The following is a 24,604-nucleotide window of genomic DNA, read 5'->3' on the forward strand; positions in this document are numbered from 1 at the left end:
TCACGGACTTCGGATAATGTACGCCCTTGAACTCGATCACGCCAACCGCCTTTTTCCAACTCCCTGACAACGCTGACATATCATGCGCGCCCAGAAAGTCGAAAGTTTGCGACAAAACCGCCAATTACTGCGATGACGCGGAATTGCTGGCTCATATCGAAATCGATACCACGCATGGTACCGCCCTGGACTTCAGCGTCGACGCGGCTACCGCGGACAAGATTGCCAACGCCGCACGAGTCGACGCCGATATCGTGCGGTCGTTGACCTTTCCGACAATGACGCCAGAAGAAGCCTTGTTGACGGCCCAGATTCAATTCCAGCATTGCCCGCTGTGCTCTCGACAGGGTCTTTCGCTCAAGCATTGGAGGCGGGCTTGGGCATTTGACTGTCAGGTTTGCCGGACGAGACTTGTGCAGACCCATGGCAAACCCGGAGAGGAACAAATATCCGAAAAACTGATGTACCGAGCGCGCCGCGGGGCAGGGATGTTGGAACACGCTGTGCGACAACGCTGCCCAAGGCGACTTCGGCGCGCTATGCGAGCTGTTACATTTGCCATGTCACTGAAGACCATCCGCGGGGATCCGTCATTCGCACTACAAAACCTCAGATCGGAAGTGAGGCTGTTTTGTCTCGCCGCGATCGCTGCCGTTCACTCTCGCCCATTGGCTAAGGCAGCCATCGTGAGCCAAAGTATCGACGACTATGCAAGGGTTGCTCTCTTGCGCGCCTTCGAGAACGAGCCTCGAGTGCTTGCCGCGGTTGATCACATCGCGCAAAGGCGCGCGACCAGCGCAGGACTAATGACGGTCAAATCTCACAATTAAGGACAAAACATGTCGCTGAACGCGTCCTATCTCAGATTTAAGGGCAACGCGACACAAAGCCATCACAGCTCGACAATGTTAGCTTTGAGGTCTCGAAAAAACCTTTCATATTCACATCGAATCATCGAGACAGTCGATGCAAGCCAAATCGCGCCAGGAGTCTGAATGACAGGGCTAGTTATCTCCCTGACGACCATACCACCACGGTTGAACAGGATTCACCCCACCTTAAGGGATCTACTCAATCAAACTGCCCCGATAGACGAAATTCGCCTCTATCTACCGCGCCGGCATCGTAGGTTCCCTTTGCTTGAGGCAAAAATCCCCGAACTTCCCAACGGGATCAAATTGATCTTGATCGACGACGACTGGGGTCCAGCGACCAAAGTTCTTCCCGCCGCGCAGGATCTGCGCGGGCAAGATGTCGAACTGATATTCTGTGATGACGATCAGAAATATGATCCGGATTGGGCCATGCGGTTTCTGGAGGCACGAAAGCAGCTCCCCGACGCCTGCCTGGTTCAGAAGGGGTATAACCTTGAGGATCGACCAAACGGTACGAAGTATTTTCCACTGCACGACGCGTCACAGTATCCCCGCGCACAACGGTTCCGTCGCGATATGTGGTATCGCTTGCGACGCGCCGCAAGCTTTGGATCGTGGCGTCCTGCCCAGCCCTTTTCCTGCGGTGGCTATGTCGATATTCTTGAAGGCTATCGGGGCGCAATGATCCGCCCGGACTTCTTGCCCCAAGAGGCGTGGAACATTCCAGACGTATTGTGGACCGTCGACGATCCGTGGCTGTCAGGGCATCTGTTGCGAAACAATCATCCCATCTGGTTGATTTCCGATTGTCCGCCGCCAATCGCCACTCACGACGCACATCACGTGAGTGGGTTGCGGGATTTCGTCTATCAAGGGCATGGTCGTCGCGAGGCAGATACTTTGGCTATCGAATACTTTCGTAAGCATCATCGACTTTGGCCGGACAGGCTGCCGCCGCAGCAACGTGTTCGGCCTATCCCTCCCGATATGGCTTAGCGTCCGCTGAGGATTGCCAACTTGGTCGCGGTGTGTTGGTTGGCTAAGCCTTGAGCGTGAACATGCCTTCCATTTTGCCCCCCTGAAAAGGATCCCGTTGTCCAGTCAGATAGTGGCGGATGCCATCTGGACCTGCCATCGCTTCTCTTTCGGCGGCGCAAGTGCTGAGGGCCTTCTGGTTGAGAGGGGTAGGATGGGCAGCTGGAAAACTGTGCGGCAATGGGTATGAGGTACACCCCATCTCGTAGACAGGAACTGACGTCATCTAGGTTTTGTCAACTTCATTCGCTGTGCGCGACGAGATGGCCGGTGTTTGGGCGTCAGATGCTTGCGGCCTCCTTCCAGGCGTCGAAGGCGTCCTTTCTGTGATAGCGTGTTGCGTTTGCAAAAAAGCGCCGCCCGGTCTGCCCATGGCCGGGCGGTGGTACTGGTCTTGTTGCTTCGACGATTTCGATGCCGTGCCCTGCATTGCCCTGCCGGGATATTCGCGGAAAGGTTTCCGCCTGCCGCCGTAACCCGGCCACAACCGCCGCGGCCCCCGCAGCTTGTTCAGGCGCAGATTCTTGCGACAAAGCCGCCCTTGCCCCGTGAGAACTTCAACCTGCCCTAACTTCGTGACAATCTCTTCTGGCGTTGGTCGCTTGTTTGCCATGTGTTTGCTCCGTTCTCTAAACATAGCGGAGGGCCACTTCAGTGGGGGAAGATCACCAGCCTACTGAGAACGTTGACATATCAGTCGAAAGCGAGGAACGGGAAAGTTTGCGACATTACCGATACGCGCCATTTCGCAAAGATGCCTTGTTAATGTGACAACGTCAAAGCCGGTCAGTCTGCTCTTTTAAATCAGTTCAGCCCTGCAGCCTTTCGCAACGCTTCATTCATGCGCGTCTGCCAGCCCGGCCCCCTCGGATTTGAAGCGGGACACCACTTCAGGATCAAGGCGCAAAGATACGGCGACCTTCGGGTTCTCGGCCTTCGGACGACCACCCGCATTCTTGCGCATTTTCTCGGCCAGCGCCGGAAACGCCTTGGCGAAGGGCTTCGCCAAGGCGAGCTGTGTGTCAGTAGCCTCCGGTGCATCCGGGTCGCTGGCGATTGAACCCCACCGGGTTTGCCGGAGGCTCCAACTCCTGAGTAGGATGGAGCATCATGAGCAAGACGACGAACAAGTTTTCCCCTGAGGTTCGCGAGCGCGCGGTGCGGCTGGTTCTCGATACGGGCGGTGCAACGCAGGTTGTCGCGTTACAGGCTGGAATGCCTGCATGAGCTGAAAGGCAGAACACGACCTGACCGCGGTACGCGCTAGCTGCCCGAGGCCCTTATCTTCGAGCTGCAACTCAAGATGCTTTCCCCAATTCTTTAAATCTGTCTTGAATGCACAGGCCCGTTTGTAGAAACGAACGGGCCCCGGCCTTGTTTACAAGGTGCAGGACACGCAGCCCTCGACCTCGGTCCCTTCCAGTGCGGCTTGGCGCAGCCGGATGTAGTAGATCGTCTTGATCCCCTTCTTCCACGCATAGATCTGGGCGCGGTTGATGTCGCGGGTCGTGGCCTCGGCGGGGAAGAACAATGTCAGCGACAGGCCCTGGTCGACATGCTCGGTCGCCGCGGCATAGGTGTCGATGATCGCCTCGGGGCCGATCTCATAGGCGTCGCGATAATAATGCAGGTTCTCGTTCGTCATGAACGCCGCCGGATAATAGACGCGACCGATCTTGCCTTCCTTGCGGATCTCGATCTTGCTGACGATCGGGTGGATGGAGCTGGTCGAGTTGTTGATATAGCTGATCGATCCGGTCGGCGGCACGGCCTGCAGATTGCGGTTATACAGCCCGTGTTCCATCACCTGCGCCTTCAGCGCGGACCAGTCGTCGCGCGTGGGCAGGGTGATCCCGTCAAAGACGCGCGCGACATCGGGCAGCGCGGGCAGCCAGTCGCGTTCGGTATATTTGTCAAAGAAGCTGCCATCGGCATAGGTCGATTTCTCGAACCCTTTGAAGGTCGCACCCTTTTCACGGGCCAGCAGCATGGATGCGCGGATCGCGTGATAGGCGATTGCGGCGAAATAGACGCTGGTGAATTCGACGCCTTCCGGGCTGCCATAGTGGATATGCTCGCGCGCCAGGAACCCGTGCAGGTTCATCTGACCCAGACCGACGGCATGCGCCTCGTCATTGCCCTTGCGGATCGAGGGCACGGAATCAATCGCCGACATTTCCGACACGGCAGTCAATGCGCGGATCGCGGCCTCGACCGTGGCGCCGAAATCGGGGCCGTCCATGGTCTTGGCGATGTTCAGCGACCCCAGATTGCAGGAAATATCTGTACCCATATGGGCATAGCCAAGGTCGTCGTTGAATGTTGACGCCTCGTTCACCTGCAGGATTTCCGAACACAGGTTCGACATGGTGATGCGCCCGTCGATCGGGTTGGCGCGGTTCACCGTGTCTTCGAACATGATATAGGGATAGCCGCTTTCGAACTGGATCTCGGCCAGCGTCTGGAAGAAGGCGCGGGCATTGATCTTTTTCTTGCGGATGCGCTTGTCATCGACCATCTCGGCATATTTCTCGGTCACCGAGATTTCCGAGAAGGGCACCCCATAGACACGTTCGATATCATGGGGCGAAAACAGGTACATATCCTCGTTCCGCTTGGCCAGATCGAAGGTGATATCGGGGATCACCACGCCAAGCGACAGCGTCTTGATGCGGATCTTCTCATCCGCGTTTTCGCGCTTGGTATCCAGAAAACGCAGGATGTCGGGATGGTGCGCGTTCAGATAGACCGCGCCCGCGCCCTGCCGTGCGCCCAGCTGGTTGGCATAGCTGAAGCTGTCCTCCAGCAGTTTCATGATCGGAATGACGCCCGAGGACTGGTTCTCGATGCCTTTGATCGGCGCGCCGGATTCGCGGATATTGGTCAGCATCAGGGCGACGCCGCCGCCGCGCTTGGACAGTTGCAGCGACGAATTGATCGCCCGACCGATCGATTCCATGTTGTCTTCAAGACGCAGCAGGAAACAGGAGATCAGCTCGCCGCGCGATTTCTTGCCCGCGTTCAGGAAGGTCGGCGTCGCCGGCTGGAACCGGCCCGACAGGATTTCATCCATGAAGCTCATCGCCAGATCCTGATCGCCGCGCGCCAGCGCCAGCGCGACCATGACCACCCGATCCTCGTAACGTTCCAGGAAACGCTGCCCGTCGCGGGTCTTCAGCGTGTAGCTGGTGTAATATTTGAACGCGCCAAGAAAGGTCGGAAAGCGGAACTTCTTGGCGAAGGCCGCAGCCCAGATCCTGTGCAGGAAGTCGCGCGGATAGGCGTCCAGAACCTGCGGTTCGTAATAGCCTTCGTCGACAAGGTAATCCAGCTTCTCGTCGAGGCTGTGGAAGAACACCGTGTTCTGGTTCACATGCTGCAGGAAATACTGCCGCGCGGCCATGCGGTCGGCGTCAAAACGGATATGACCCTTATCGTCATAAAGGTTCAGCATCGCGTTCAGCGCGTGGTAGTCGAGGTCGGGCTTCACACTGTCAAGCATTCCATTTCCTGCAGCTTGTTCAGCCCGTCACGAACACGGGCAATATCGGTTGGGGTTCCCGCCAGCTCGAATCGATACAGCACGGGAACGCGGCATTTATCGGCAATGACGCGGGCCGCCAAGGCAAAGGTCTGGCCAAAGTTGCGATTGCCCGCGCCTATCACGCCCCGCAGCCCGGCGCGGCGTGATTCAACATTCAGAAACCGGATGACCTGTTTGGGTACAGCCCCACGCCCCTCGCCATCGGCATAGGTCGGGCAGATCATCACATAGGGCTGGTCGGGTTCCGGCATGGGCTGGTCCATACGTACCGGGATGCGTTGCGCGGGCATATCCAGCCCGGCGACAAAACGGGCTGTGTTGCCCGAACCCGATGAATAATAGATCAGCCCGACCATCGGAACGGATCAGGCCAGCTGGCCGATCATGTCGGGACGGAAACCGGCCCAATGGCTTTCGCCGGCGATCACGACCGGGGCCTGACGATAACCAAGCGAGGTAACATGTTCCATGGCCTCGGCATCTTGTGTCAGGTCGATGATGCTATAGTCCAGACCACGGGCGTCCAGGGCGCGGGTGGTTGCAGTGCATTGGACACAGGCGGGTTTGGAATAGACGGTTATGGTCATGTGCTCGGCTCCTGGTTTCTGGTCCGGAAGCGGGCACAGGGTTGATCGCTGGCAACACCAGCAACCACGCCGCCGGACCCGCCGTCCGATGTCGTTTCTGTGCTATGGCAGGTCTCCTGGCTTGCAGCTTCTTACGACTGGCCTTCCCGGATTTCCCCAGTGGCATATCAGCCGATCTGACCGCTTACAGTTGCGGGGGCAGCGCCGGCATTGCACCGGCTTCCCTTTTCACCTTAGACGCGAGTCACCGGCACCATAGCCACATCACTTAGCCATCTAAACCATGTTAGTGTCAATATCTGGTGGTCGGGCCGAGGGGAACTTTCTTTGCTTGACAGCGTTGCGCCCTGCAATCGCGACGCCTTTCCATGCATGTGTCCGATCGGATCTGCGACAAAGCGATACCTTTGGCGGGGGTGCGTTTCAACGGGCGTTGTTGTGCATATCTGTTAGTCGTTAGGATCATGGCAGTCAGGCAAAAGGTGAGACATGGAACTTATCGCAAAGGCGACGGCCCTTATTGGCGGCACGGTGGCATTGATGCGGCGTCTGGGTGCGCCCCAACATCAGGCCGTTGGCGCAAGCCCACAAATCCCCGAGGCCAGAAAGCAAGGCATCATGACGTTGAAAATGCCGGTGGCAGAAGGCTGGAAAGACGGGCATCTGCCGACCTGTGCGCAGGGCTTGAAGGTCAATGCCTTTGCGACCGGACTGGATCACCCGAGGTGGATCGAGGTGCTTCCCAATGGTGATGTCCTCGTTGCCGAATCAAAGGAGCAGGCGGCGCCACCCAAGACATTAATGGATCACGCTGCTCAGGCGACCATGCGCCGGGTGAAAGCGATCGGCGAGAGCGCCAATCGCGTCACCTTGTGGCGGGATCAGGATGGGGATGGTGTGGCCGAAATCCGCGAGGTTTTCGTGCAGGATCAGAACCAGCCGTTCGGAATGGCGTTGGCCGGTGACAGGTTCTTCCTGGGGAATACCGATGGGATCGTCGAATTCGACTATCAGCCGGGCGCGACATCTCTTGCAGGGGTGAGGCGCAAGCTGGTCGAGTTCAAGCCGCATGGCCATTGGACCCGCAGTCTGATCCTGTCACCTGACGGATCGAAGCTATATGCAGGTGTCGGTTCACTGACCAATATTGCTGATCAGGGCATGGAGGTCGAGGAAGGCCGGGCCGCCATCTGGGAACTGGATCTGGCTTCGGGCGCTGCGCGTATCTATGCGTCTGGCCTGCGAAACGCTGTCGGCATGGCGTGGGAGCCAGAAAGGTCCGTGCTGTGGACCGTGGTCAACGAACGCGACGGGCTGGGCGATGAAACACCGCCGGACTATCTGACATCGGTCAGGGATGGCGGGTTTTACGGATGGCCCTATTCCTATTGGGGCGGAACCGTGGATGACCGTGTGCCCCAGGACCCCGATCAGGTAGCGCGTGCAATAGCGCCGGATTACGCCTTGGGTGGGCATACCGCGTCCCTTGGGCTGTGCTGGATGCCGGCAGGCACACTTCCCGGGTTCGGCGATGGCATGGTCATCGGGCAGCATGGATCATGGAATCGTTCGAAATTAAGTGGTTACAGGCTGATCTTCGTTCCGTTTGACAAAGGCGAACCCAGCGGGCCGCCGCGCGACATTCTTAGCGGTTTTCTGTCTGATGATGAAAAGCTGGCCTATGGCCGGCCCGTTGGCGTGACGATCGGGCCGGACCGGAAATCCTTGTTGATGGCGGATGACGTCGGTGACGTGATCTGGCGCGTTACGGGTGCCTGACCTCTCTTGTCTGGCTTGCGGGTGCCTGGCCGATGCCGGTGCGCCTGTTGGCCAGCAGGCGCATCGAGTTCAGTGTAACCAGCACGGTGGCCCCCGTGTCGGCCAGAATTGCTGGCCAAAGCCCGGTTAGCCCGGCAATGGTGGTCACCAGAAAGACCAGCTTCAGCCCCAATGCCATGGCGACATTCTGACGGATCACGTCCATTGTGCGTCGGGCTTTGGTAATCATGCGCGGCACGTCACTGATCCGGTCGCTCATCAAGACCGCATCCGCTGCCTCCATCGCGACATCCGTGCCAGAGCCGATGGCCACCCCGACCTGTGCTGCCGCCAGCGCCGGTGCGTCATTCACGCCGTCACCGACCATGATCACAGTGCCAGCCCCCGCCAATGCGGCCACGGTTTCAGCCTTTTCCTCGGGCAGCATATTCGCCTTGAAATCAATGCCCAATTTGGTGGCAATGGCTGTGGCCGTACCCGAATTGTCGCCTGTCAGCATCAGCGCGCCAAGCCCAAGTCTGCGGATTTCCTGCATGGCTGTGGCGGATTCGGGCCTTGGCTCATCGCGCAAGGCAACCAATCCGATCAGTTCTTGCCCCAGACAAATGGTGGAAACCGTCTTCCCCTGTGCTTCCATCGCGCTGATCTGCGCTGAAATCCGAAGGTCTTCGCGCAGATGTTCAGGTGCGGCACTGGTCTTGCCGACATAGACCTTTGCGCCGTCAATGGTCCCTTCCATGCCGATGCCGGGCAAGACGCGAATGTCGCGTGGCTGATAGCGCCGCGTCGAGGCCGTTTCGCCATAGGAAATCAGCGCGCTGGCCAAAGGATGTGCGCTTTCGCGTTCCAGCGCCACCGCAAGGCCGAGCGTGTCATGCCGTCCCTGAGCGAGATCGATGAAATCGGTCACATGTGGACGCCCGGCGGTCAATGTTCCGGTCTTGTCCAACACAACGCGTTGACCATGCGCAAGCGTTTCCAGAACAGCACCGCCCTTGATCAGCACGCCATCACGGGCCAGAGCAGCCAGACTTGAGGCAATCGCGGCGGGCACCGAAATCACCAACGCGCAGGGACAACCGATCAACAACAAGGCCAACCCGCGATAGATCCAGTCCTGCCAGTCTTGGCCCAACAGCACGGGCGGCACGATGGCGACCAGCGTGGCGATGGCGATCACGATTGGCATATAGGCAAGTGAGAACCGGTCGATGAAACGTTCGGTCGGGGCCTTGGCCCCCTGAGCGTCCTCGACCAGTGTGATGATGCGCGAGATCGTGTTGTCGGAACTGTCACGATCAACGGCGACCCGCAGCGTTGCTTCATGATTGATTGAACCCGCGCTGACGCGATCTCCGGGCGTTTTCGCCACGGGGATACTTTCGCCGGTAAGGGTCGATTCATCGACCGCACTTGCGCCCGACGTGATGATCCCGTCGGCGGCGATACGGTCACCTGCGCGGATCACGATCTGGTCCCCGATAGCAAGATCGCGCGTCGCGACCGGCCGCAATTGCCCGTCACGGTCTTCGACAAGGGCATGGTCTGGCAACAGCGCGGCCAGGGCGCGAATCCCGGATTGGGCCTTTCTGGCCGCCAGACCTTCCAGCATTTCACCCAGAATGAACAACAGGATCACGAATATGGCTTCGGTCTGTTCGCCGATAATGACCGCACCCAGCGCTGCGATCGTCATCAACATCTGGATTGTGAAGACAGCACCCATACGGGCTGCTGCCACCGCACGACGGGCAATCGGCGCAAGCGTCAACAGGGCCGCTATTGAAAATGCCCATGCCCCGAATTCGGGTCTCACGGCGGCAAGCGCATATGCACCAGCAACCGACAGGACCGCCAGGGCAAGATGCGCCGCCTTTTGTGATCGCCACGGTGCAGGTCCCGGGGCCGGCTGAGTTTCCGTGACGCGCTCTGCCACATATCCAAGCCGTTTCATGATGCGCTGGACATCGGCGGGTGTCGTCGCCGATGGCGACAGCTCCAACCGCATTTCCTGGCGGGGGACGGAGATGTCGATTTCCCTGATCCCTTGCATGCCTTCAAGTGCCGTGCGGATCGTGGCGGCACATCCACCACAATCCATGCCCTGGACTTTGAAAAGAAATTGGTGCTGTGGGTCTGAAACATTGGTCACGGCGCGATCTCCTGCGGATTCGCCAGTATAGATAAGACCTCTAGCCGCTATAGGTTCAAGGGGTTTCTCGCCGGTAAGTATTTTTTTGATGGGACGTTGACCCTCTAGCTACTGGAAGCATTAAGTGAAGCGCTGAACAGCAAGGCGGGAAAGGAATGTCACCATGCAGCCGCGTCAGGTAATCAAGGTCGGTATTGACGGTATGAACTGCGCGTCCTGTGTCGGACGTGTGGAAAGAGCGCTTGGTTCCCGGCCGGCCGTTCGGGGCGCAGATGTCAATCTGGCTACGGCAACCGCCACGATTACCCATGACGGCAACCTGACAATAAGCGATGTCGAAACATTGTTGCGGGATGCCGGGTATCCGGCCCGGCTGAACACTTCGGTCTTTGATATTGAAGGAATGTCTTGCGCGTCATGTGTCGCCCGAGTCGAGGCCGCCCTGATGGCCGCGCCGGAAATCGCCAGTGCTCAGGTCAATTTTGCCGCCGGATCCGCAAAGGTCAGACATGCTGAACAGATGGGCACGGGTCAGATTGCAGAACTCATTGAAAGATCGGGCTACAAGGCAAGCCCGCATCAGGCGGGGCAGGCCGAGCCAGGGGGGGATCGGACAAGCGTTCTGAAGCGCGATACCGTTCTGGCGTTTCTGCTGGCATTGCCGGTATTCCTGCTTGAGATGGGGGGGCATGTCGTCCCCGCATTTCGTGATCTGATCGTCGGGGCGCTTGGCACGCAGAACCTGAGGTTGCTTCAGTTCGTGTTGACGACGCTGATCCTTATGGGGCCGGGCCGTCAGTTCTTTCGCAGCGGCGTTCCTGCATTGCTGAAAGCAGCGCCTGATATGAACTCTCTTGTCGCGTTGGGGACGGCGGCAGCCTATGGGTATTCGACGGTCGTCACCTTTTGGGGTTCGGCGCTGCCGGAAGACAGCCGGCATGTATATTTCGAAGCGGCTGCGGTGATTGTCGCCCTGCTGCTGCTTGGGCGCTACCTCGAGGCGCGGGCCAAGGGACGTACGGGAGAGGCGATCCGCAAGCTGGCCGGGCTGCGCGCCAGATCGGCCCGGATCGAACGTGATGGGTCTGTAGTCGAATTGTCGATCGAGCAAATCAGGGTCGATGACGTGGTTCATGTTCGCCCCGGTGAAAAGATCGCCGTCGACGGCGAGGTCATATCCGGCCAGTCATGGGTCGATGAAAGCATGATCTCCGGAGAGCCGGTGCCAGTGTCGAAACAGCAGGGTGCTGACGTGACCGGCGGGACCATCAATGGCAATGGCACCTTGACCTTTCGCGCGATGCGGGTCGGCAGAGATACGGTTCTGGCCCGCATCATCGCCATGGTCGAAGATGCACAAGCCGCTCGTTTGCCCATTCAAGGGCTGGTCAATCGGGTGACCATGTATTTTGTACCAGCGGTCATCGCAATCGCCGCACTGACCGCCGTGTTGTGGTTCGCCCTTGGTCCTCAGCCGCGATTGACACATGCCTTGGTCGCAGGTGTCGCGGTGCTGATCATTGCCTGCCCATGCGCGATGGGGCTGGCAACGCCGACATCGATCATGGTCGGCACGGGGCGCGCGGCGGAAATGGGCGTGTTGTTTCGCAAGGGTGATGCTTTGCAGGCCCTGCAGGGGGTAAAGGTCGTGGCATTCGACAAGACCGGCACATTGACGCAGGGGATTCCGGTCATGACCGATTTCGAGGCCGTGGCGGGGGTGGATCGCAAGGGGTTGCTGGCGCAGGTGGCTGGGGCCGAGGCCGCGTCTGAACATCCGGTTGCCACAGCGATTTTTGCCGGCGCGAAGGATGAAGATATACAACCCATGCAGGCCACCGGGTTCGAGGCCATCACCGGCATGGGGGTCAGGGCCCGCATTGGCGATCACGATCTGCTGATAGGAGCGGAACGGCTGATGTCACGATCAGATCTCGATGTCGGGCCATTGGCCGAAGGCGCCCGCGTTTTGTCGGAACAGGGGAAAACGACCATGTTTGTGGCTCGTGACGGGCGGGTTGTCGGTTTGGTCGCAGTGGCCGACCCGGTGCGAGACAGCGCCCGGTCCATGGTCCGGCAATTGCATGGTCGCGGAATTCGGGTCGCGATGATCACGGGCGATGGTCGCAAGACCGCCGAGCGGGTGGGCGCGACGCTTGGCATCGAGGATGTCGTCGCCGAGGTCATGCCGGATGGCAAAGTAGCCGCGATCGAGGAATTGCGCCAACTCGGGCCTGTGGCCTTTGTGGGGGACGGTATCAATGACGCCCCGGCCTTGGCCTCGGCGGATGTCGGTGTCGCGATTGGAAACGGGACCGATATCGCAATCGAAAGCGCCGATATCGTGTTGATGGGACATGATCTGGGGGGCGTTTCGAACGCCTTTGCTATCAGTGCGGCAACGATGAGCAATATCCGACAGAACCTGTTCTGGGCATTTGGTTACAACACGCTGTTGATTCCGATTGCAGCCGGGGCGCTGTATCCGGTGAATGGCATGTTGCTGTCGCCTATGTTGGCGGCGGGGGCGATGGCATTGTCCAGTGTGCTTGTCGTAACAAATGCCTTGCGGCTTCGTCTGGTGCGCCCCGTTGCGACGCAACCGATGCCTGCGGCGGCGTGATTGTTTCACTGGGAACCACGCCCCGCCGGAGATCATTGCAACCGATTGCAAAATCTGTAACCTCGCCGCGATGCCATGGCCCGAATCGGGGATGACAAACCTGTCACGCCACCGGTGTCGCTTGGTTGGAGGAGACAGGCAGGTGTAGCAACAGCCGGGCGCTGACACGGGGCGCGGCAGCCTGCATATCGCGAAAAAAGGAGCGCGGGATGATAGGGATAGGAATACTGGGCTGCGGCCGTATCGGGCAGGTTCATGCCCGAACATTGGCGGGGTTGCCCGATGCATGTGTGACGGCCGTTTCGGATGCATTGCCAGAAGCAGCCGCATCATTGGCCGAGACGACGGGCGCGGCAATTCGCGACCCTCAAGACCTGATTGAAGCAAGTGATGTCGATGCGGTGATCATCGGCACACCGACCTCGACCCACGCCGAATTGATCGAAGCTGCCGCGCGTGCGGGAAAGGCGATCTTCTGCGAAAAGCCTGTGGATTTGTCAGCCGATCGGATTCGCGATCTGATCGGCGTGGTCTCGGATGCCGGTGTGCCGTTCATGACTGCGTTCAACCGTCGATTCGACCCCAGCTTCGTAGAGCTGAAAAGGCGATTGGCCGACGGCGCGCTGGGACAGGTCGAGATTGTCACGATTCTGTCCCGCGACCCGACCCCGCCCCCGATCGGCTATGTCCGGACATCGGGCGGCCTGTTCCGTGACATGATGATTCACGACCTTGATATGGCCCGCTTCCTGCTGGGAGAAGAACCGGTGCAAATTCACGCGGTCGGCTCGTCTCTGGTCGATGCCGAGATCGGTGCCGCCGGTGATGTCGATACTGCAGCGGTGACCATGACGACCGCAAGCGGCAAGATTTGCCAGATCAGCAATTCGCGCCGTGCAACCTATGGATATGATCAGCGGATAGAAGTTCATGGCGAAAAGGGAATGCTGCGCGCTGCCAATCAGCTTGAGCACAGTGTTGAACAGGCAGGGCCGCAAGGTTTTGCAACTGCGCCGGCACAGCATTTCTTCCTGCAACGCTACGCGGCTGCCTATTCGGCCGAAATGCGCCACTTTGTCGATGCGCTGAAGTCAGGCAAGGCGCCGCAGCCAGGAATCGAAGACGGGCTGAAAGCACAGATCCTGGCCGATGCCGCAACTGAAAGCTGGCAGAGCGGCAATGTTGTAAAGCTATGATGACGGGGCGGGTCAGCCGTTGGGCTGGCCCGCCGTTTCCGGGGTGGCACAGTCCAGAAACCGGGCTTCGGCCAGGGACAGCCTGCGTTCTTTGTGGCGCAAGGCGAAGAACTTGCGCACGGGCAGGTCCAGATCGACGCAGGCGATCCGGCCCGTCTGGCGTGATGGCTGAATGACCAGAGTAGACAGAATCGCCGCGCCACCGCCGGCCTCGACAGCGGTGCGAACCGCCTCGTTCGAGGGCAGTTCATAGGCGATCCGCATCATGGCGGCATCCAGCCCATGCTGGCCCAGCAATTCATCCCACACCGCGCGGGTTCCCGAACCCGGTTCGCGCAACACCCATTCCGTGGCGCGCAGTTGGTCGGGGCCGTGCGGTGCGGTGTGTGCCCATGGGTGATCCGGCGCGACGACCAGAGCCATTTCATCGCCCGTCAGTTCGGTTAGCGACAAAGCGGGCATATCCACAATGCCTTCGACAAATCCCAGGTCGATGGTCGCGCCCAGGACCATTGCGGCGATTTCCTGCGTGTTTCCGGTCTCAAGGCTGAGCGAGAATCCGGGGTGATCGCGATGAAACCTCTGCATGACCTCTGGCAGCCAGTAATTCGCGACCGTCTGGCTTGCACCCAGGCGCAAGGTGCCGCGACGCAGCTGAGCCAGATCCGCCAGCAATCGTTCGGCTTGTTCCGCGCGTCCCAATACCGCACGGGCTTCGTTCAGAAACTGACGGCCCGCATCCGTCAGGACGATCCGCCGGCCAACGCGGTCAAACAATCTGACCGCATGTCGCTGTTCCAGCGCCGCAATCGCGGCGCTGGTCGCGCTTTGGGTCAGATTGAGCGAGGCCGCCGCCTGCGTCATATGCTGACGCTCGGCGACGGCGATGAAGATGCGTAGCTGTTCCAGGGTCATGTTGTCATAAGCACCAAGATCAAACTGAACGCAGAGATGAACAACCAGGCACCTGCCCCCAGCAGGGCGGGGCGCGGACCTTCTGCCACCAGCTTGCGCAGATCGGTTTCAAGTCCCATGGCGGCCAGTGCCATTGCAAGCAGGAATTGCGTCGCGCCGGTCGAGAACGGTTCCAGACCTGCGGGCAGCCATCCGGTGCTGGCCACGCCAACCATGGCAACAAAGCCCAGCACGAACCACGGAACCGGAACGCTGCCGCCCTCATGTTGCTGACCCGCGCGCCGCATGCGTTGTGCGGCGGCCACCCCAAGCAGCAATACCATCGGCGCCAACAGCATCACACGGGTCAATTTGGTGAGCGTGCCAAATTCACCGGCCTCTTGTCCGCGGGCATAGGCAGCGGCGACGACTTGTGCCACCTCGTGGATGGACGCACCGGTCCACAGGCCGAATGCATGTGAATCCATCCCCATGAAACCACCAACCAAAGGCATCAGGACCATCGAGAGCGAACCGAAAATGGTTACGCAGGCAACGGCATAGGCAACATCTTCATCGCGCGCGCGGGTAACGGTATTTGTGGCGATCACCGCCGATGCGCCACAGATCGAGCTGCCCGCCGCGATCAGCTGGGTCAGGCCTGCCTCAACCTTCAACATCTTTCCAAGCCAGGTCGTGAACGCAAAGGTCGCCAATAGCGACAGCACGATTACAATTACGCCAACACCGCCGACCTGCACCACCTGCTGCATGGTCAGTTGCAGGCCAAGCAGGACGATGCCTGCCCGCAACACCCGCTTGAGACTGAACTTGATGCCCGGTTTTGCAATCGCCGGTGCGCCGAAAAGATTATGGATCACCATGCCGATGATGATGGCAAGAATGAGCGGGCTAAGTGCGGAAATCCCCGGGATTAACCGTAACCCAAAGGCTGCAGCGGCAATCAGGGCAGTCAAGATCAACCCGGGAACGGTTTTCTGAAATTCGGGACCGGTTCGGTGATGCGGGGCGTCCTGGTCCTGGTAACGCGTGCTGTCCAGATTGCTCATGCTGCGTTGTCCCTATGTCCTTAGAAGATTGGTCTGACAGCTAGACCACCTGAAACAATCAATCCAATTGATTATAATATCCGAAATGTTCGTATTTATCGATTGATTGACAATCCGTTGACCTCCTGTTTCCGATAGTGGTCTTGGCAGCCGTGCAAACAGGGAACTCAACATGCAGATCGGTATCGGGGCGCTTTCGCGCGAGACGGGCATCAAGGTTCCGACAATTCGCTATTACGAAAAGATCGGCCTGATCAGGCCGGGCGAACGAACCGAAGGGAATCAGCGCCGCTACGATCAGGCCGATGTAGACCGGCTGCGTTTTATCCGGCATTCGCGCGACCTTGGCTTTGATCTTGCCGCGATCCGGGAATTGCTGTCGATGTCGGAGACACCTCAGGCGTCCTGCCACGAAGTTGACAGCATCGCCCATGAACATCTGGCCGAGGTCGAACGGCGTATCGCGCAGTTGCAGGCGCTTCGGGAAGAGTTGAGCCGCATGATCGCCGAATGCAGCCATGGCCGGGTCTGTGATTGCAATGTGATCAACGTTCTGGCCGATCACGCGAATTGTCTTCATGACCAGCATTGATCCGGTCGGCCCGTGCCCTGACAAGGATGATCTCATGTCAACGACCGGCGAGGTTCATGTCAGCGTATTGCTGTTCGACTATTTTTCGAACCATTGTCTTGCCAATGCGGTGGAACCACTGCGCGCTGCCAACACCCTTTCGGAAAAGCGCCTGTTCAGTTGGCAATTCCTGACCCCTGATGGCAGGGCTGTCCGGTCATCCAGTGACCTGCCCGTGCAGCCATCCGGAAAGCTGGGGCGGGACGGTGGCGGGGATTATTTGCTGTTGCTGCCCAGCTATCGCTATCTTGGCCATGATGACGCGACAATGCGGCGGTCCCTGCGGGCGGCCGCGGGCCGGTATGGCGCTGTTGTCGGGCTGGATACCGGCGCCTGGCTGATGGCATCGGCGGGGCTGCTGGACGGGATCGAGGCCACGATTCACTGGGATGAGTTTTCCGAGTTTTCCGAACGGTTCCCGGATGTTCAGGCGCGTCCGGCCCGATATGTGATTGCCGGAAATCGTATCACATGTGGCGGCGCGGCTGCGACCTTCGAATTGGTGATCGAGCTGATCCAGCGCCGTTTTGGGGCTGCGTTGGCGTTGAATGTCGGTGCGTTATTCATGCATGGCGAATGGCCGGCGCAGATGGCCCATGATCTGCCGGTTTCCGGGCGGGGGCGCGTGGATCGAGCCACGGCATTGATGCGGCGCCATATCGAACATCCCTTGGCGATCTCGGATATAGCGGGACAGGTCGCCGTAACGCAGCGGATGTTGGAGTCCGAGTTTCGTCAGTATCTGAAAATGTCGCCAAGCGCGGCGTATCGCCAATTGCGCCTGGAAGCCGCGCGGCGTCTTCTGGAAACGGGTCAAGACCCAGTGTCCGAGGTTGCGACACGCTGTGGTTGGGCGGATCACAGCGCCTTTGCGCGGGCGTTCCGGCAGCAATTTTCCATGACACCGCGGGAATGGCGTCTGGCGCGGTGCAGTGCGCATTAGGTCCGGATCAGGTGAGGAGGCGGGCGGATACGCGATCCGCCCGGTCCCCTGTATCATCCGCGCTAATGGCTGTGGCGTGGCATCGACTTGTTCGCGATGTCCTGAAATTTATCCGCGCCGTCCAGAACCATCCCGTCACTGAACTGCCGGACCCGATCCCGGAAGATCGCTTGCCACGGCGATTGGCTTTCTGGCACCTGATAGCCCCCCGCAGCATCCAATGACGCGCGGCGTGCGGCAATTTCCTGATCGTCCAGAAGCAATTCGACCTTGCGGGTGTTCAGGTCGATGCGCAGACGGTCGCGATCTTGCAGAATGGCCAGGTTCCCACCATCCGCAGCTTCGGGAGATGCGTTCAGGATCGACGCCGACCCGGACGTGCCCGATTGCCGCCCGTCGCCAAGGCAAGGCAGGCCGCGAATCCCCTGTTTGATCAAATAGGATGGCGGGCGCATGTTCACCACCTCGGCACCGCCGGGATAACCTTTCGGGCCTGCGCCGCGCATGACAAGAATACTGTCTGCGGTGATGCCCAGTTCTGGGTCGTCAATGCGCTTGTGGAAATCCTCTGGCCCGTCAAACACGAATGCCGGACCCTCAAACGCCATTGGATCATCCGCGTGCGACAGGTAGCGATCGCGGAAATCCTGCGTGATGACCGATGTTTTCATGATCGCCGTGTCAAACAGGTTGCCCGTCATGTTCAGAAAGCCGGCCTTGGCTGTCAGGGCGCGATCGATCGTTCGGATCACGTCATCGTTTTCACAGGGCGCGTCAGCATAGAGCGAGCCGAATTTCTGACCGGTAACCGTGATGGCATCGTCATGCGGGATCAATCCGCCCCGCAACAACTCTGCGACGATGGCGGGCAGGCCACCGGCAAGGTGGAAATCTTCGGACAGATATGCGCCGGCAGGTTGCACATTGGCCAGAAGCGGCACGTCATAGCCGATGCTTTCCCAATCGGCATTCGTAATGTCGATGCCCAGATGCCTTGCAATCGCGACCAGGTGGATCGGTGCGTTGGTCGATCCGCCAATGGCGGAATTGACAACGATGGCGTTTTCGAAGGCGGCGCGGGTCATGACATCGGATGGGCGCAGATCTTCATGAACCATTTCGACGATGCGGGTGCCGGTGTGATACGCCATCTGCCCGCGTTCGCGATACGGGGCCGGGATGGATGCCGAACCGGGCAGCTGCATGCCGAGCGCCTCGGCCAGCGAATTCATGGTCGAGGCGGTTCCCATCGTGTTGCAATAGCCAACCGACGGGGCCGACGCCGCCGCCATGTTCAGAAAGCCCTCGCCGTCGATTTCGCCCGTGGCGTATTTCTCGCGGGCTTTCCAGACGATCGCACCCGATCCGGCGCGCTCGCCCTTGTACCAACCGTTCAGCATCGGGCCTACGGAAAATGCAATCGCCGGAATGTTCACGGTGGCTGCGGCCATCAACAATGCAGGGGTGGTCTTGTCGCAGCCGATGGTCAGCACCACGCCGTCGATGGGATAGCCATACAGGCTTTCCACCAGGCTGAGATAGGCAAGGTTGCGATCCAGCATGGCCGTGGGGCGTTTGCCGGTTTCCTGGATCGGATGGACCGGGATCTCCAATGGGATACCCCCGGCGGCGATGATGCCGTCGCGGGTCCGCTTGGCCAGCTCGACATGGTGCCGGTTGCAGGGGGACAGGTCGGATCCGGTCTGGGCGATGCCGATAATGGGCTTCCCGGACCGCAGCTCCTCCAGCGTCAGTCCGTAGTTCAGGTAACGCTCCAGATACAGGGCGGTCATTTCAGGATCGGCCAGATCGTTGAACCAGCTTTCGGACCGAAGTGATTTACGTTTGCTATCTGTCATGGATGGCTCCGAAAATTAGTGCCCGGTGATGCCTGGAAAGGCGATGAGAACGGCAACCGCAAGGATCTGCATGCCGATGAAAGGAAGCAGGGAGCGGAATATCTCGCCCAGTGAAATATCGGGCGGGGCAACCGATTTGAGATAGAAGGCCGCAGGACCGAAGGGCGGCGACAAAAAGCTGACCTGCATGTTCATTGCAAAGACGACACCGAACCAGACCGGATCATAGCCCATGTCCCGTACGATCGGCACAAAGATAGGCATGCACAGCAAGGCAATCCCGACCCAATCGAGGAACATCCCAAGGACGAACAGGATCAGCATCATGAACAGGATCACGACGGTCGGATTGTCGGAAATGCCGGTGATCAGGTTCGACACGAAGGTGATGCCGCCCATCAGGTTGAACACACCGACCAATGCCGACGCGCCGATGCCGATCCAAACGATCATGCCAACGGTGCGTAGCGTTTGTTTGGCGGCACCGATCATCAGCTCGGTCGAGAACTCGCCACGGATAATGGTCGACAGGGTGACGCCGATCACGCCGATGGCCGAAGCTTCGGTCACCGATGCAATCCCGCCATAGATCGAACCAAGCACAAAGATCACCACCAGGATCGGCAGGAACAACCCTTTGAGCAGGCGAAGTTTCTCGGCGCGGGTGATATCCTCGGGCTCGGCGATGGGCGCAAGTGCGGGGTTGGTATAGGCGCGGATCAGGATATAAGTGGCATAAAAACCCGCCAGCATCAGCCCCGGCAGGAAGGCCGCCGAGAACAGGTCTCCGACCGAAACATTGGCCGTCAGGCCATAGATGATCAGCACGATCGATGGCGGCACCATGGTGCCAAGCGCGCCGCCTGCACAGCAGACCCCGATGGCCAGCTTGCGGTCATAGCCCAGTCGCAACATCTGTGGCAACGCCAGCAAACCCAGCAGGATGACCTCGCCGCCGATGATGCCCGACATGGCGGCCAGCACAACCGCGACCAGCAGGGTCTGGATCGCGACACCGCCGCGAATACGGCCGGCCAGCACCTTCATGGCGTCAAACAGGTCGCGCGCGATCCCCGAGCGGTCGAGTATCGCCGCCATCAGGACAAACATCGGGACCGAAACGAACACGAAGCTGTTCACAAAGCTGAAGATCCGCGAGGTGATCAGTGGGACCGCCATCGGCCCGAACCAGCCCAATGCAAAAATCAGCGCAACCAGCAAGGTGACGAACGCCAGGGGCATGCCGGTCAGCAGCAGCGCCATCAGCATGACGAACATCGCCAGAGTCGCGCCGCCGATTCCAAGCGACTGGAAATCAAATAGAAAATCCATCAGTGATCGCCTTTTTTGCGCAGATAGTTGACGGTAAAGATGGAAAATTGCACGACCAACAGGATCAGGATGACGAAAAGAAAGATCTTGAGCAGCCCGGGATAAGGCGGGTTCCACGCCGAGCCTGACGTTTCCAGCCGGAAATCGCCTTGTGGTGTCCATGCAGCCCGCTGCACGCTGAGCCATGCCGCCCAGGAAAAGAACAAAGATGCGATCAGGCAAACCAGCGAAATCGCGACATTGAACACGCGTTTCAAACCTGTCGACAAGCGATCATAGAAGATGACCACCCGGATATGCTTGTCGATTGCCGCCGCATATAGGCCGCCATAGACAAAGGCCAGCGCACTCAGAAACACGACGGTTTCATGCACCCAGCGTGTCGGCGCGTTAAAGACGTACCGCATCACGACCTCGTAGAAAAGCAGCCCTGCAGCCGCAAGGATGCCGATGGCGAACAACACACCCAGCGCGTTTACCGCGCGGCCAAACAGGCCGGCTTCGGGCACGGGGTCGGGGGTTTTGTTGTGACTGGCAAGGGTTTCGTCGATGACGTCGGTCATGGGCACGCGCTGACTATGGGTTGAATGTGGAAAACCCCCGGCCGGGCCGGGGGTCAGGATCGTAAAGGGCGGTGTTACTGTTCCGACATCAGCCCTTTTTCGACCAGATAGGTGGTCAAGGTGTCATAGACCTTTTGCGAGTTTTCCGAGGCCTCGGCCGCCTTTTCCCATTGGCTGCGCGCAATGGCACGGAACTTTGCGCGATCTTCATCGGACCAGTCATGCACGGTGATTTCGCCGCCCGCCTTGGCCTCTTCGACGGCTTCCATGTCGCGCTTCAGAACCGTTTCGGATTGATAGGTCGCGAATTCGCGAACCGAATCCTCCATTGCGGTTTTCAAGTCGTCCGGCAACGAGTCCCATTTGGTCTTGTTCACCGATACCTCGATCAGCGGCATCGAGTGGAACCCCGGATAGACCGGATGCTTGGCCACGTCGTGCAGACCCTGCGCCGCGTTGGTCGAGAAGGTGTTGTAATCGGCCGCGTCAATCACGCCCTTGTCCAAAGACGTGAAAACTTCGGAGCCGGGCAGGTTCACCGGTGCGGCCCCCGCAGCGGCAAAGACATTCTGGACCATGCCTTCGGGTGCGCGCAGCTTCAGGCCTTGCAGGTCGTCCACGCCTTCCAGCGGCACCTTGGAAACGAACGCTTCTAGGCCGGGCGTGGTGGCGCCGATGAAATGCAATCCGTATGGTTCGAGCATTTCATTCATCAGGGCCTTGCCGCCGCCATTTTCCATGAAATCGAACATCTGATCGGGCGAAGACCACGCACCCACCGGATTGGCGATCAGGCCAAATGCCGGATCCTTGCCCGAAGCATAGGAAGTATCAGTGAAATGTCCGTCCAGAATGCCTGCGGCGACGGCGTCCATCGTTTCGGAATGCGCAACGATGGTTTCCACCGGCAGCATCTCGACCGCGATGCGGCCATCGGTCTTTTCCGAAACCATCTCGGCCCATTCTTTTTGCAGCACGAAGTTCGTGTTGCCTGCGGGGTCCGAGGACTGGATGCGGAAGGTGAATTCCTGGGCCTGCGCTGTGCCGGTCAAGGCAAAGGCAATGGCGCTTCCCAAGAACAGGGTGCGACGTGTCAGGGTCATGCTGTGTTTCCTCCCCAAGGTGATCAGTCTGTGGCGCGGTGCTTGGACTGCGCCTCAATCCCTGATCACATTACGTGACATAAAATGACAGCGCAATCATCTTTATTTCAAATGAACTGCATGCCAATATCGCGGCAGCGCGGATGTTTCCCGGTATGCGGCGACCGCTTGCCGGGAATTCAGAAAGGCCTATGATGTAGGATATTGTATTTATTTTATATATTTTATTCAGACGCAGGTTGGATCTTGCGAATAGGAAAGCGGTTCACGGATGGCACGTAAAAGCACAGACCGATCGGGTCGTCCCACTTTGGTCGATGTCGCAAAAGAGGCGGGTGTTAGCGCGATCACAGTGTCACGCACGATTCGCTCGCCCGAAATCGTTTCGGCGGCGGCGCGGCAAAAGGTCGAAGCAGCCATCCGAAAGCTTGGCTACACACCAGACCCCGCAGCCTCTGCACTTGCATCGCACAGCACATCGACCATAGGGCTGCTGGTTCCGTCCCTGACGAATAACGTGTTCTCGGATGTCTTGCGCGGGGTTTATGACGGGGTCGAGGGGACGCGGTATTTCGTTCAGATCGGGAACTATCGTTACAGCGCACTTGAAGAAGAAGGGTTGATTCGCAACTTTCTCAGCCAGCGACCGGCCGGGTTGGTCATTTCGTCGATGGACCAGACACCGGCGGCGCGGGCATTGCTGGAATCGGCACCTTGTCCAGTGGTGCAGATCATGGAAATTGCCGATCGCGCCGTTGATATGAGCGTCGGGTTCGATCAGCTGGCGGCGGTGCGGGCAGGGGCGCGGCATTTGTTTGATTGTGGTTATCGTCGGCCCGGTTTTCTTAGCGCCCGAATGGACCCGCGTGCGCAACGCAGGCTGGCTGCCTTTCGTGATTTCAACGAAGCGGCCGGGGTGTTGGATGACCGACGGATCATGACCACGCCTCAGCCTTCTTCGGTGGGCATGGGACGCCTTTTGATGGAACAGTTGCTGTCGCGAGCGCCGGAAACCGATGCGGTCATGTGCAACAATGACGACCTTGCCGTCGGCGCATTGATGGAGGCCAAGCGCCGGAACATCCCTGTCCCCTCAATGTTGGGGATTTGCAGTTTCAATGACATCGAAATGGTCCGTCAGATGGTGCCTTCGTTGACTGCGGTGGCATCCCCGAGACGAGAGATCGGGGTCCGGGCCATTGCCATGCTGCTGGCGGAAATCGCCGAGCCCGGCTCGGTGGCCGACAGGCATGTCGATCTTGGGTATCAGATGATCGCGCGTGAATCGACGTCGCGCCGCTAGGCGATCGGGCGCAATGTTGCGCGCTCGACCACGTGGCAGGGGAACAGGCGGGCTTCTGGATAGCGATCGGGTTCGCTCAGCATGGCTGACATCAGCTCGATGGATGAATTGACGATCTGTTGGATCGGTTGATGGATGGTCGTCAGGTCAATTCCGGCCCAGGCCGCCATCTCCATGTCATTCAGTCCGATGATGCCGACGTCCTGACCGGGGGTCAGCCCGTGATCGCGCAGTGCAGACAGGGCGCCAATCGATAGAACGTCATCGGCGCAGAAATAGGCTTCCGCGACACCTTCCTGCAATTGTTGCTGCATGGCCCGACGGCCGGCTTCGAACGAGTAATTGTCGGCAAAACAATGGCTCGCGGTCAGCGCGGGGTGTTTTGCGGCCTCTTCCATGAAGCCGCTCAGACGGTCCTGGGTCGAGGTTGCCGTTTCTGGGCCGCCCAAAAAGCCAATCCTGCCATACTGCCTTTGTGTCAACGTGCGCAGCGCCATTCGGCCGCATTCGACATTGTCTATTCCCACGATATGGACTTTTGGCGAGCTGTCATATTTACCAAAGGCATGCACAACCGCGATCCCCGCGTCCCGGAAGGCCAGCGCAAAATCGGTGGGCAGGGTCGAGGATGCAACGATAACGCCATCTACCGAATACTGGCGCAGCATGCGGACCGATTTTTCCGGGTCGGTTTCTTCTGACAGGTTCACCAGCAATGGCCGCAGGTCGCGATCTTGCAAGCCCCGCGTGAACAGGTCGAACATCTGCAGGAACATCGGGTTGTGAAAGTTGTTCGAGACCAGGCCAATCAGGCTGGTGCGTCCGGTATTGAGACTGCGGGCCAATACATTTGGCGAATAACCCAGTTCACGCGCAGCTTTCTCGACCTTGCGCCGGGTCTTGACGGATACAGAGGCACCGGTGGTGAAGGTGCGAGATACGGCTGATCGCGATACGCCTGCGCGTTCTGCAACTTCTTTCAGGGTAACGACCATTGGGGCTCCGATATTCTGTCTGGGTGCAGGCGGGAATGCGACAGGCACGAGATGAATCTACTTCAAATGCAACCGCTTGCAAAATAGTCTTTTCAGTCAGTGCCGGGGTAGACACCCCAG

At 59.1% G+C, this 24,604-nt stretch carries 20 protein-coding genes and 1 riboswitch; of the genes, 7 read left to right on the forward strand and 13 right to left on the reverse strand.

What is annotated here, in order from left to right:
- Positions 1-80: 80 nt before the first annotated feature.
- Positions 81-326 carry a hypothetical protein gene (locus tag PAF17_RS12410; protein WP_271889421.1) on the reverse strand — a complete coding sequence of 82 codons (246 nt, stop codon included), beginning with the start codon at positions 324-326 and terminating at the stop codon, positions 81-83.
- Between the two features lie 669 nt (positions 327-995).
- Here PAF17_RS12410 and PAF17_RS12415 point away from each other — a divergent pair.
- A complete protein-coding gene (locus PAF17_RS12415) occupies positions 996-1,871 on the forward strand; it encodes a glycosyltransferase family A protein (protein WP_271889422.1) in 876 nt (291 codons plus the stop codon).
- 874 nt (positions 1,872-2,745) lie between these two features.
- Here PAF17_RS12415 and PAF17_RS12420 read toward each other — a convergent pair.
- The 4 genes from PAF17_RS12420 to nrdH all read right to left on the reverse strand — a co-directional run bounded on the left by PAF17_RS12420 (position 2,746) and on the right by nrdH (position 6,041).
- On the reverse strand, positions 2,746-2,919 hold the full coding sequence (locus PAF17_RS12420; RefSeq protein ID WP_271889423.1) for a BrnA antitoxin family protein: 174 nt from the start codon (positions 2,917-2,919) through the stop codon (positions 2,746-2,748).
- 369 nt (positions 2,920-3,288) lie between these two features.
- Positions 3,289-5,412 carry a class 1b ribonucleoside-diphosphate reductase subunit alpha gene (gene nrdE / locus PAF17_RS12430; protein ID WP_271889425.1) on the reverse strand — a complete coding sequence of 708 codons (2,124 nt, stop codon included), beginning with the start codon at positions 5,410-5,412 and terminating at the stop codon, positions 3,289-3,291.
- Positions 5,397-5,810: a class Ib ribonucleoside-diphosphate reductase assembly flavoprotein NrdI gene (gene nrdI / locus PAF17_RS12435; RefSeq protein ID WP_271889426.1), complete on the reverse strand. Its 414-nt coding sequence runs from the start codon at positions 5,808-5,810 to the stop codon at positions 5,397-5,399. The genes nrdE and nrdI overlap by 16 nt, the downstream gene beginning before the upstream one ends.
- A gap of 9 nt (positions 5,811-5,819) precedes the next feature.
- Positions 5,820-6,041: a glutaredoxin-like protein NrdH gene (gene nrdH, locus PAF17_RS12440; protein ID WP_271889427.1), complete on the reverse strand. Its 222-nt coding sequence runs from the start codon at positions 6,039-6,041 to the stop codon at positions 5,820-5,822.
- 89 nt (positions 6,042-6,130) lie between these two features.
- Positions 6,131-6,314, reverse strand: a riboswitch (cobalamin riboswitch).
- Between the two features lie 216 nt (positions 6,315-6,530).
- Here nrdH and PAF17_RS12445 point away from each other — a divergent pair.
- Positions 6,531-7,820: a PQQ-dependent sugar dehydrogenase gene (locus tag PAF17_RS12445; RefSeq protein ID WP_271889428.1), complete on the forward strand. Its 1,290-nt coding sequence runs from the start codon at positions 6,531-6,533 to the stop codon at positions 7,818-7,820.
- On the opposite strand, the gene PAF17_RS12450 is transcribed toward PAF17_RS12445, so the two are convergent.
- On the reverse strand, positions 7,807-9,972 hold the full coding sequence (locus tag PAF17_RS12450; RefSeq protein ID WP_271889429.1) for a heavy metal translocating P-type ATPase: 2,166 nt from the start codon (positions 9,970-9,972) through the stop codon (positions 7,807-7,809). The genes PAF17_RS12445 and PAF17_RS12450 overlap by 14 nt on opposite strands.
- Before the next feature lie 163 nt (positions 9,973-10,135).
- Here PAF17_RS12450 and PAF17_RS12455 point away from each other — a divergent pair, with 163 nt between their 5' ends.
- Together PAF17_RS12455 and iolG are read left to right on the forward strand one after the other, a co-directional pair.
- Complete coding sequence (locus PAF17_RS12455) at positions 10,136-12,595, forward strand: heavy metal translocating P-type ATPase (RefSeq protein WP_271889430.1); 2,460 nt, start codon at positions 10,136-10,138, stop codon at positions 12,593-12,595.
- A 209-nt stretch (positions 12,596-12,804) separates the two neighbouring features.
- Positions 12,805-13,791, forward strand: coding sequence for an inositol 2-dehydrogenase (gene iolG / locus PAF17_RS12460; RefSeq protein ID WP_271889431.1), 987 nt, complete (start codon positions 12,805-12,807; stop codon positions 13,789-13,791).
- 12 nt (positions 13,792-13,803) lie between these two features.
- Here iolG and PAF17_RS12465 read toward each other — a convergent pair whose 3' ends face one another.
- Both PAF17_RS12465 and PAF17_RS12470 read right to left on the reverse strand, forming a co-directional pair.
- Positions 13,804-14,706 (reverse strand): LysR family transcriptional regulator, encoded by a 903-nt coding sequence (locus PAF17_RS12465; RefSeq protein WP_271889432.1) that lies wholly within the window; start codon positions 14,704-14,706, stop codon positions 13,804-13,806.
- Positions 14,703-15,755 carry a YeiH family protein gene (locus PAF17_RS12470; protein ID WP_271889433.1) on the reverse strand — a complete coding sequence of 351 codons (1,053 nt, stop codon included), beginning with the start codon at positions 15,753-15,755 and terminating at the stop codon, positions 14,703-14,705. Before PAF17_RS12470 ends, PAF17_RS12465 begins: the two co-directional genes overlap by 4 nt.
- A 172-nt stretch (positions 15,756-15,927) precedes the next feature.
- Here PAF17_RS12470 and PAF17_RS12475 point away from each other — a divergent pair, with 172 nt between their 5' ends.
- Both PAF17_RS12475 and PAF17_RS12480 read left to right on the forward strand, forming a co-directional pair.
- Positions 15,928-16,347: a MerR family transcriptional regulator gene (locus tag PAF17_RS12475; RefSeq protein WP_271889434.1), complete on the forward strand. Its 420-nt coding sequence runs from the start codon at positions 15,928-15,930 to the stop codon at positions 16,345-16,347.
- 34 nt (positions 16,348-16,381) lie between these two features.
- A complete protein-coding gene (locus tag PAF17_RS12480) occupies positions 16,382-17,329 on the forward strand; it encodes a GlxA family transcriptional regulator (RefSeq protein ID WP_271889435.1) in 948 nt (315 codons plus the stop codon).
- A gap of 62 nt (positions 17,330-17,391) precedes the next feature.
- On the opposite strand, the gene PAF17_RS12485 is transcribed toward PAF17_RS12480, so the two are convergent.
- The 4 genes from PAF17_RS12485 to PAF17_RS12500 all read right to left on the reverse strand — a co-directional run bounded on the left by PAF17_RS12485 (position 17,392) and on the right by PAF17_RS12500 (position 22,186).
- Positions 17,392-19,188, reverse strand: a complete 1,797-nt coding sequence (locus PAF17_RS12485) for an IlvD/Edd family dehydratase (RefSeq protein ID WP_271889436.1) — start codon at positions 19,186-19,188, stop codon at positions 17,392-17,394.
- A gap of 15 nt (positions 19,189-19,203) precedes the next feature.
- Complete coding sequence (locus PAF17_RS12490) at positions 19,204-20,520, reverse strand: TRAP transporter large permease (protein WP_271889437.1); 1,317 nt, start codon at positions 20,518-20,520, stop codon at positions 19,204-19,206.
- On the reverse strand, positions 20,520-21,083 hold the full coding sequence (locus PAF17_RS12495) for a TRAP transporter small permease subunit (protein ID WP_271889438.1): 564 nt from the start codon (positions 21,081-21,083) through the stop codon (positions 20,520-20,522). The genes PAF17_RS12490 and PAF17_RS12495 overlap by 1 nt, the downstream gene beginning before the upstream one ends.
- Before the next feature lie 74 nt (positions 21,084-21,157).
- On the reverse strand, positions 21,158-22,186 hold the full coding sequence (locus PAF17_RS12500) for a TRAP transporter substrate-binding protein (RefSeq protein WP_271889439.1): 1,029 nt from the start codon (positions 22,184-22,186) through the stop codon (positions 21,158-21,160).
- 271 nt (positions 22,187-22,457) lie between these two features.
- Between PAF17_RS12500 and PAF17_RS12505 the strand changes: the two genes are divergently transcribed.
- A complete protein-coding gene (locus tag PAF17_RS12505; protein ID WP_271889440.1) occupies positions 22,458-23,489 on the forward strand; it encodes a LacI family DNA-binding transcriptional regulator in 1,032 nt (343 codons plus the stop codon).
- Here PAF17_RS12505 and PAF17_RS12510 read toward each other — a convergent pair.
- Positions 23,486-24,484, reverse strand: a complete 999-nt coding sequence (locus tag PAF17_RS12510; RefSeq protein ID WP_271889441.1) for a LacI family DNA-binding transcriptional regulator — start codon at positions 24,482-24,484, stop codon at positions 23,486-23,488. The genes PAF17_RS12505 and PAF17_RS12510 overlap by 4 nt on opposite strands.
- Positions 24,485-24,604 lie beyond the last annotated feature (120 nt).

Source organism: Paracoccus onchidii, assembly GCF_028294535.1.
Classification (GTDB): domain Bacteria; phylum Pseudomonadota; class Alphaproteobacteria; order Rhodobacterales; family Rhodobacteraceae; genus Paracoccus; species Paracoccus onchidii.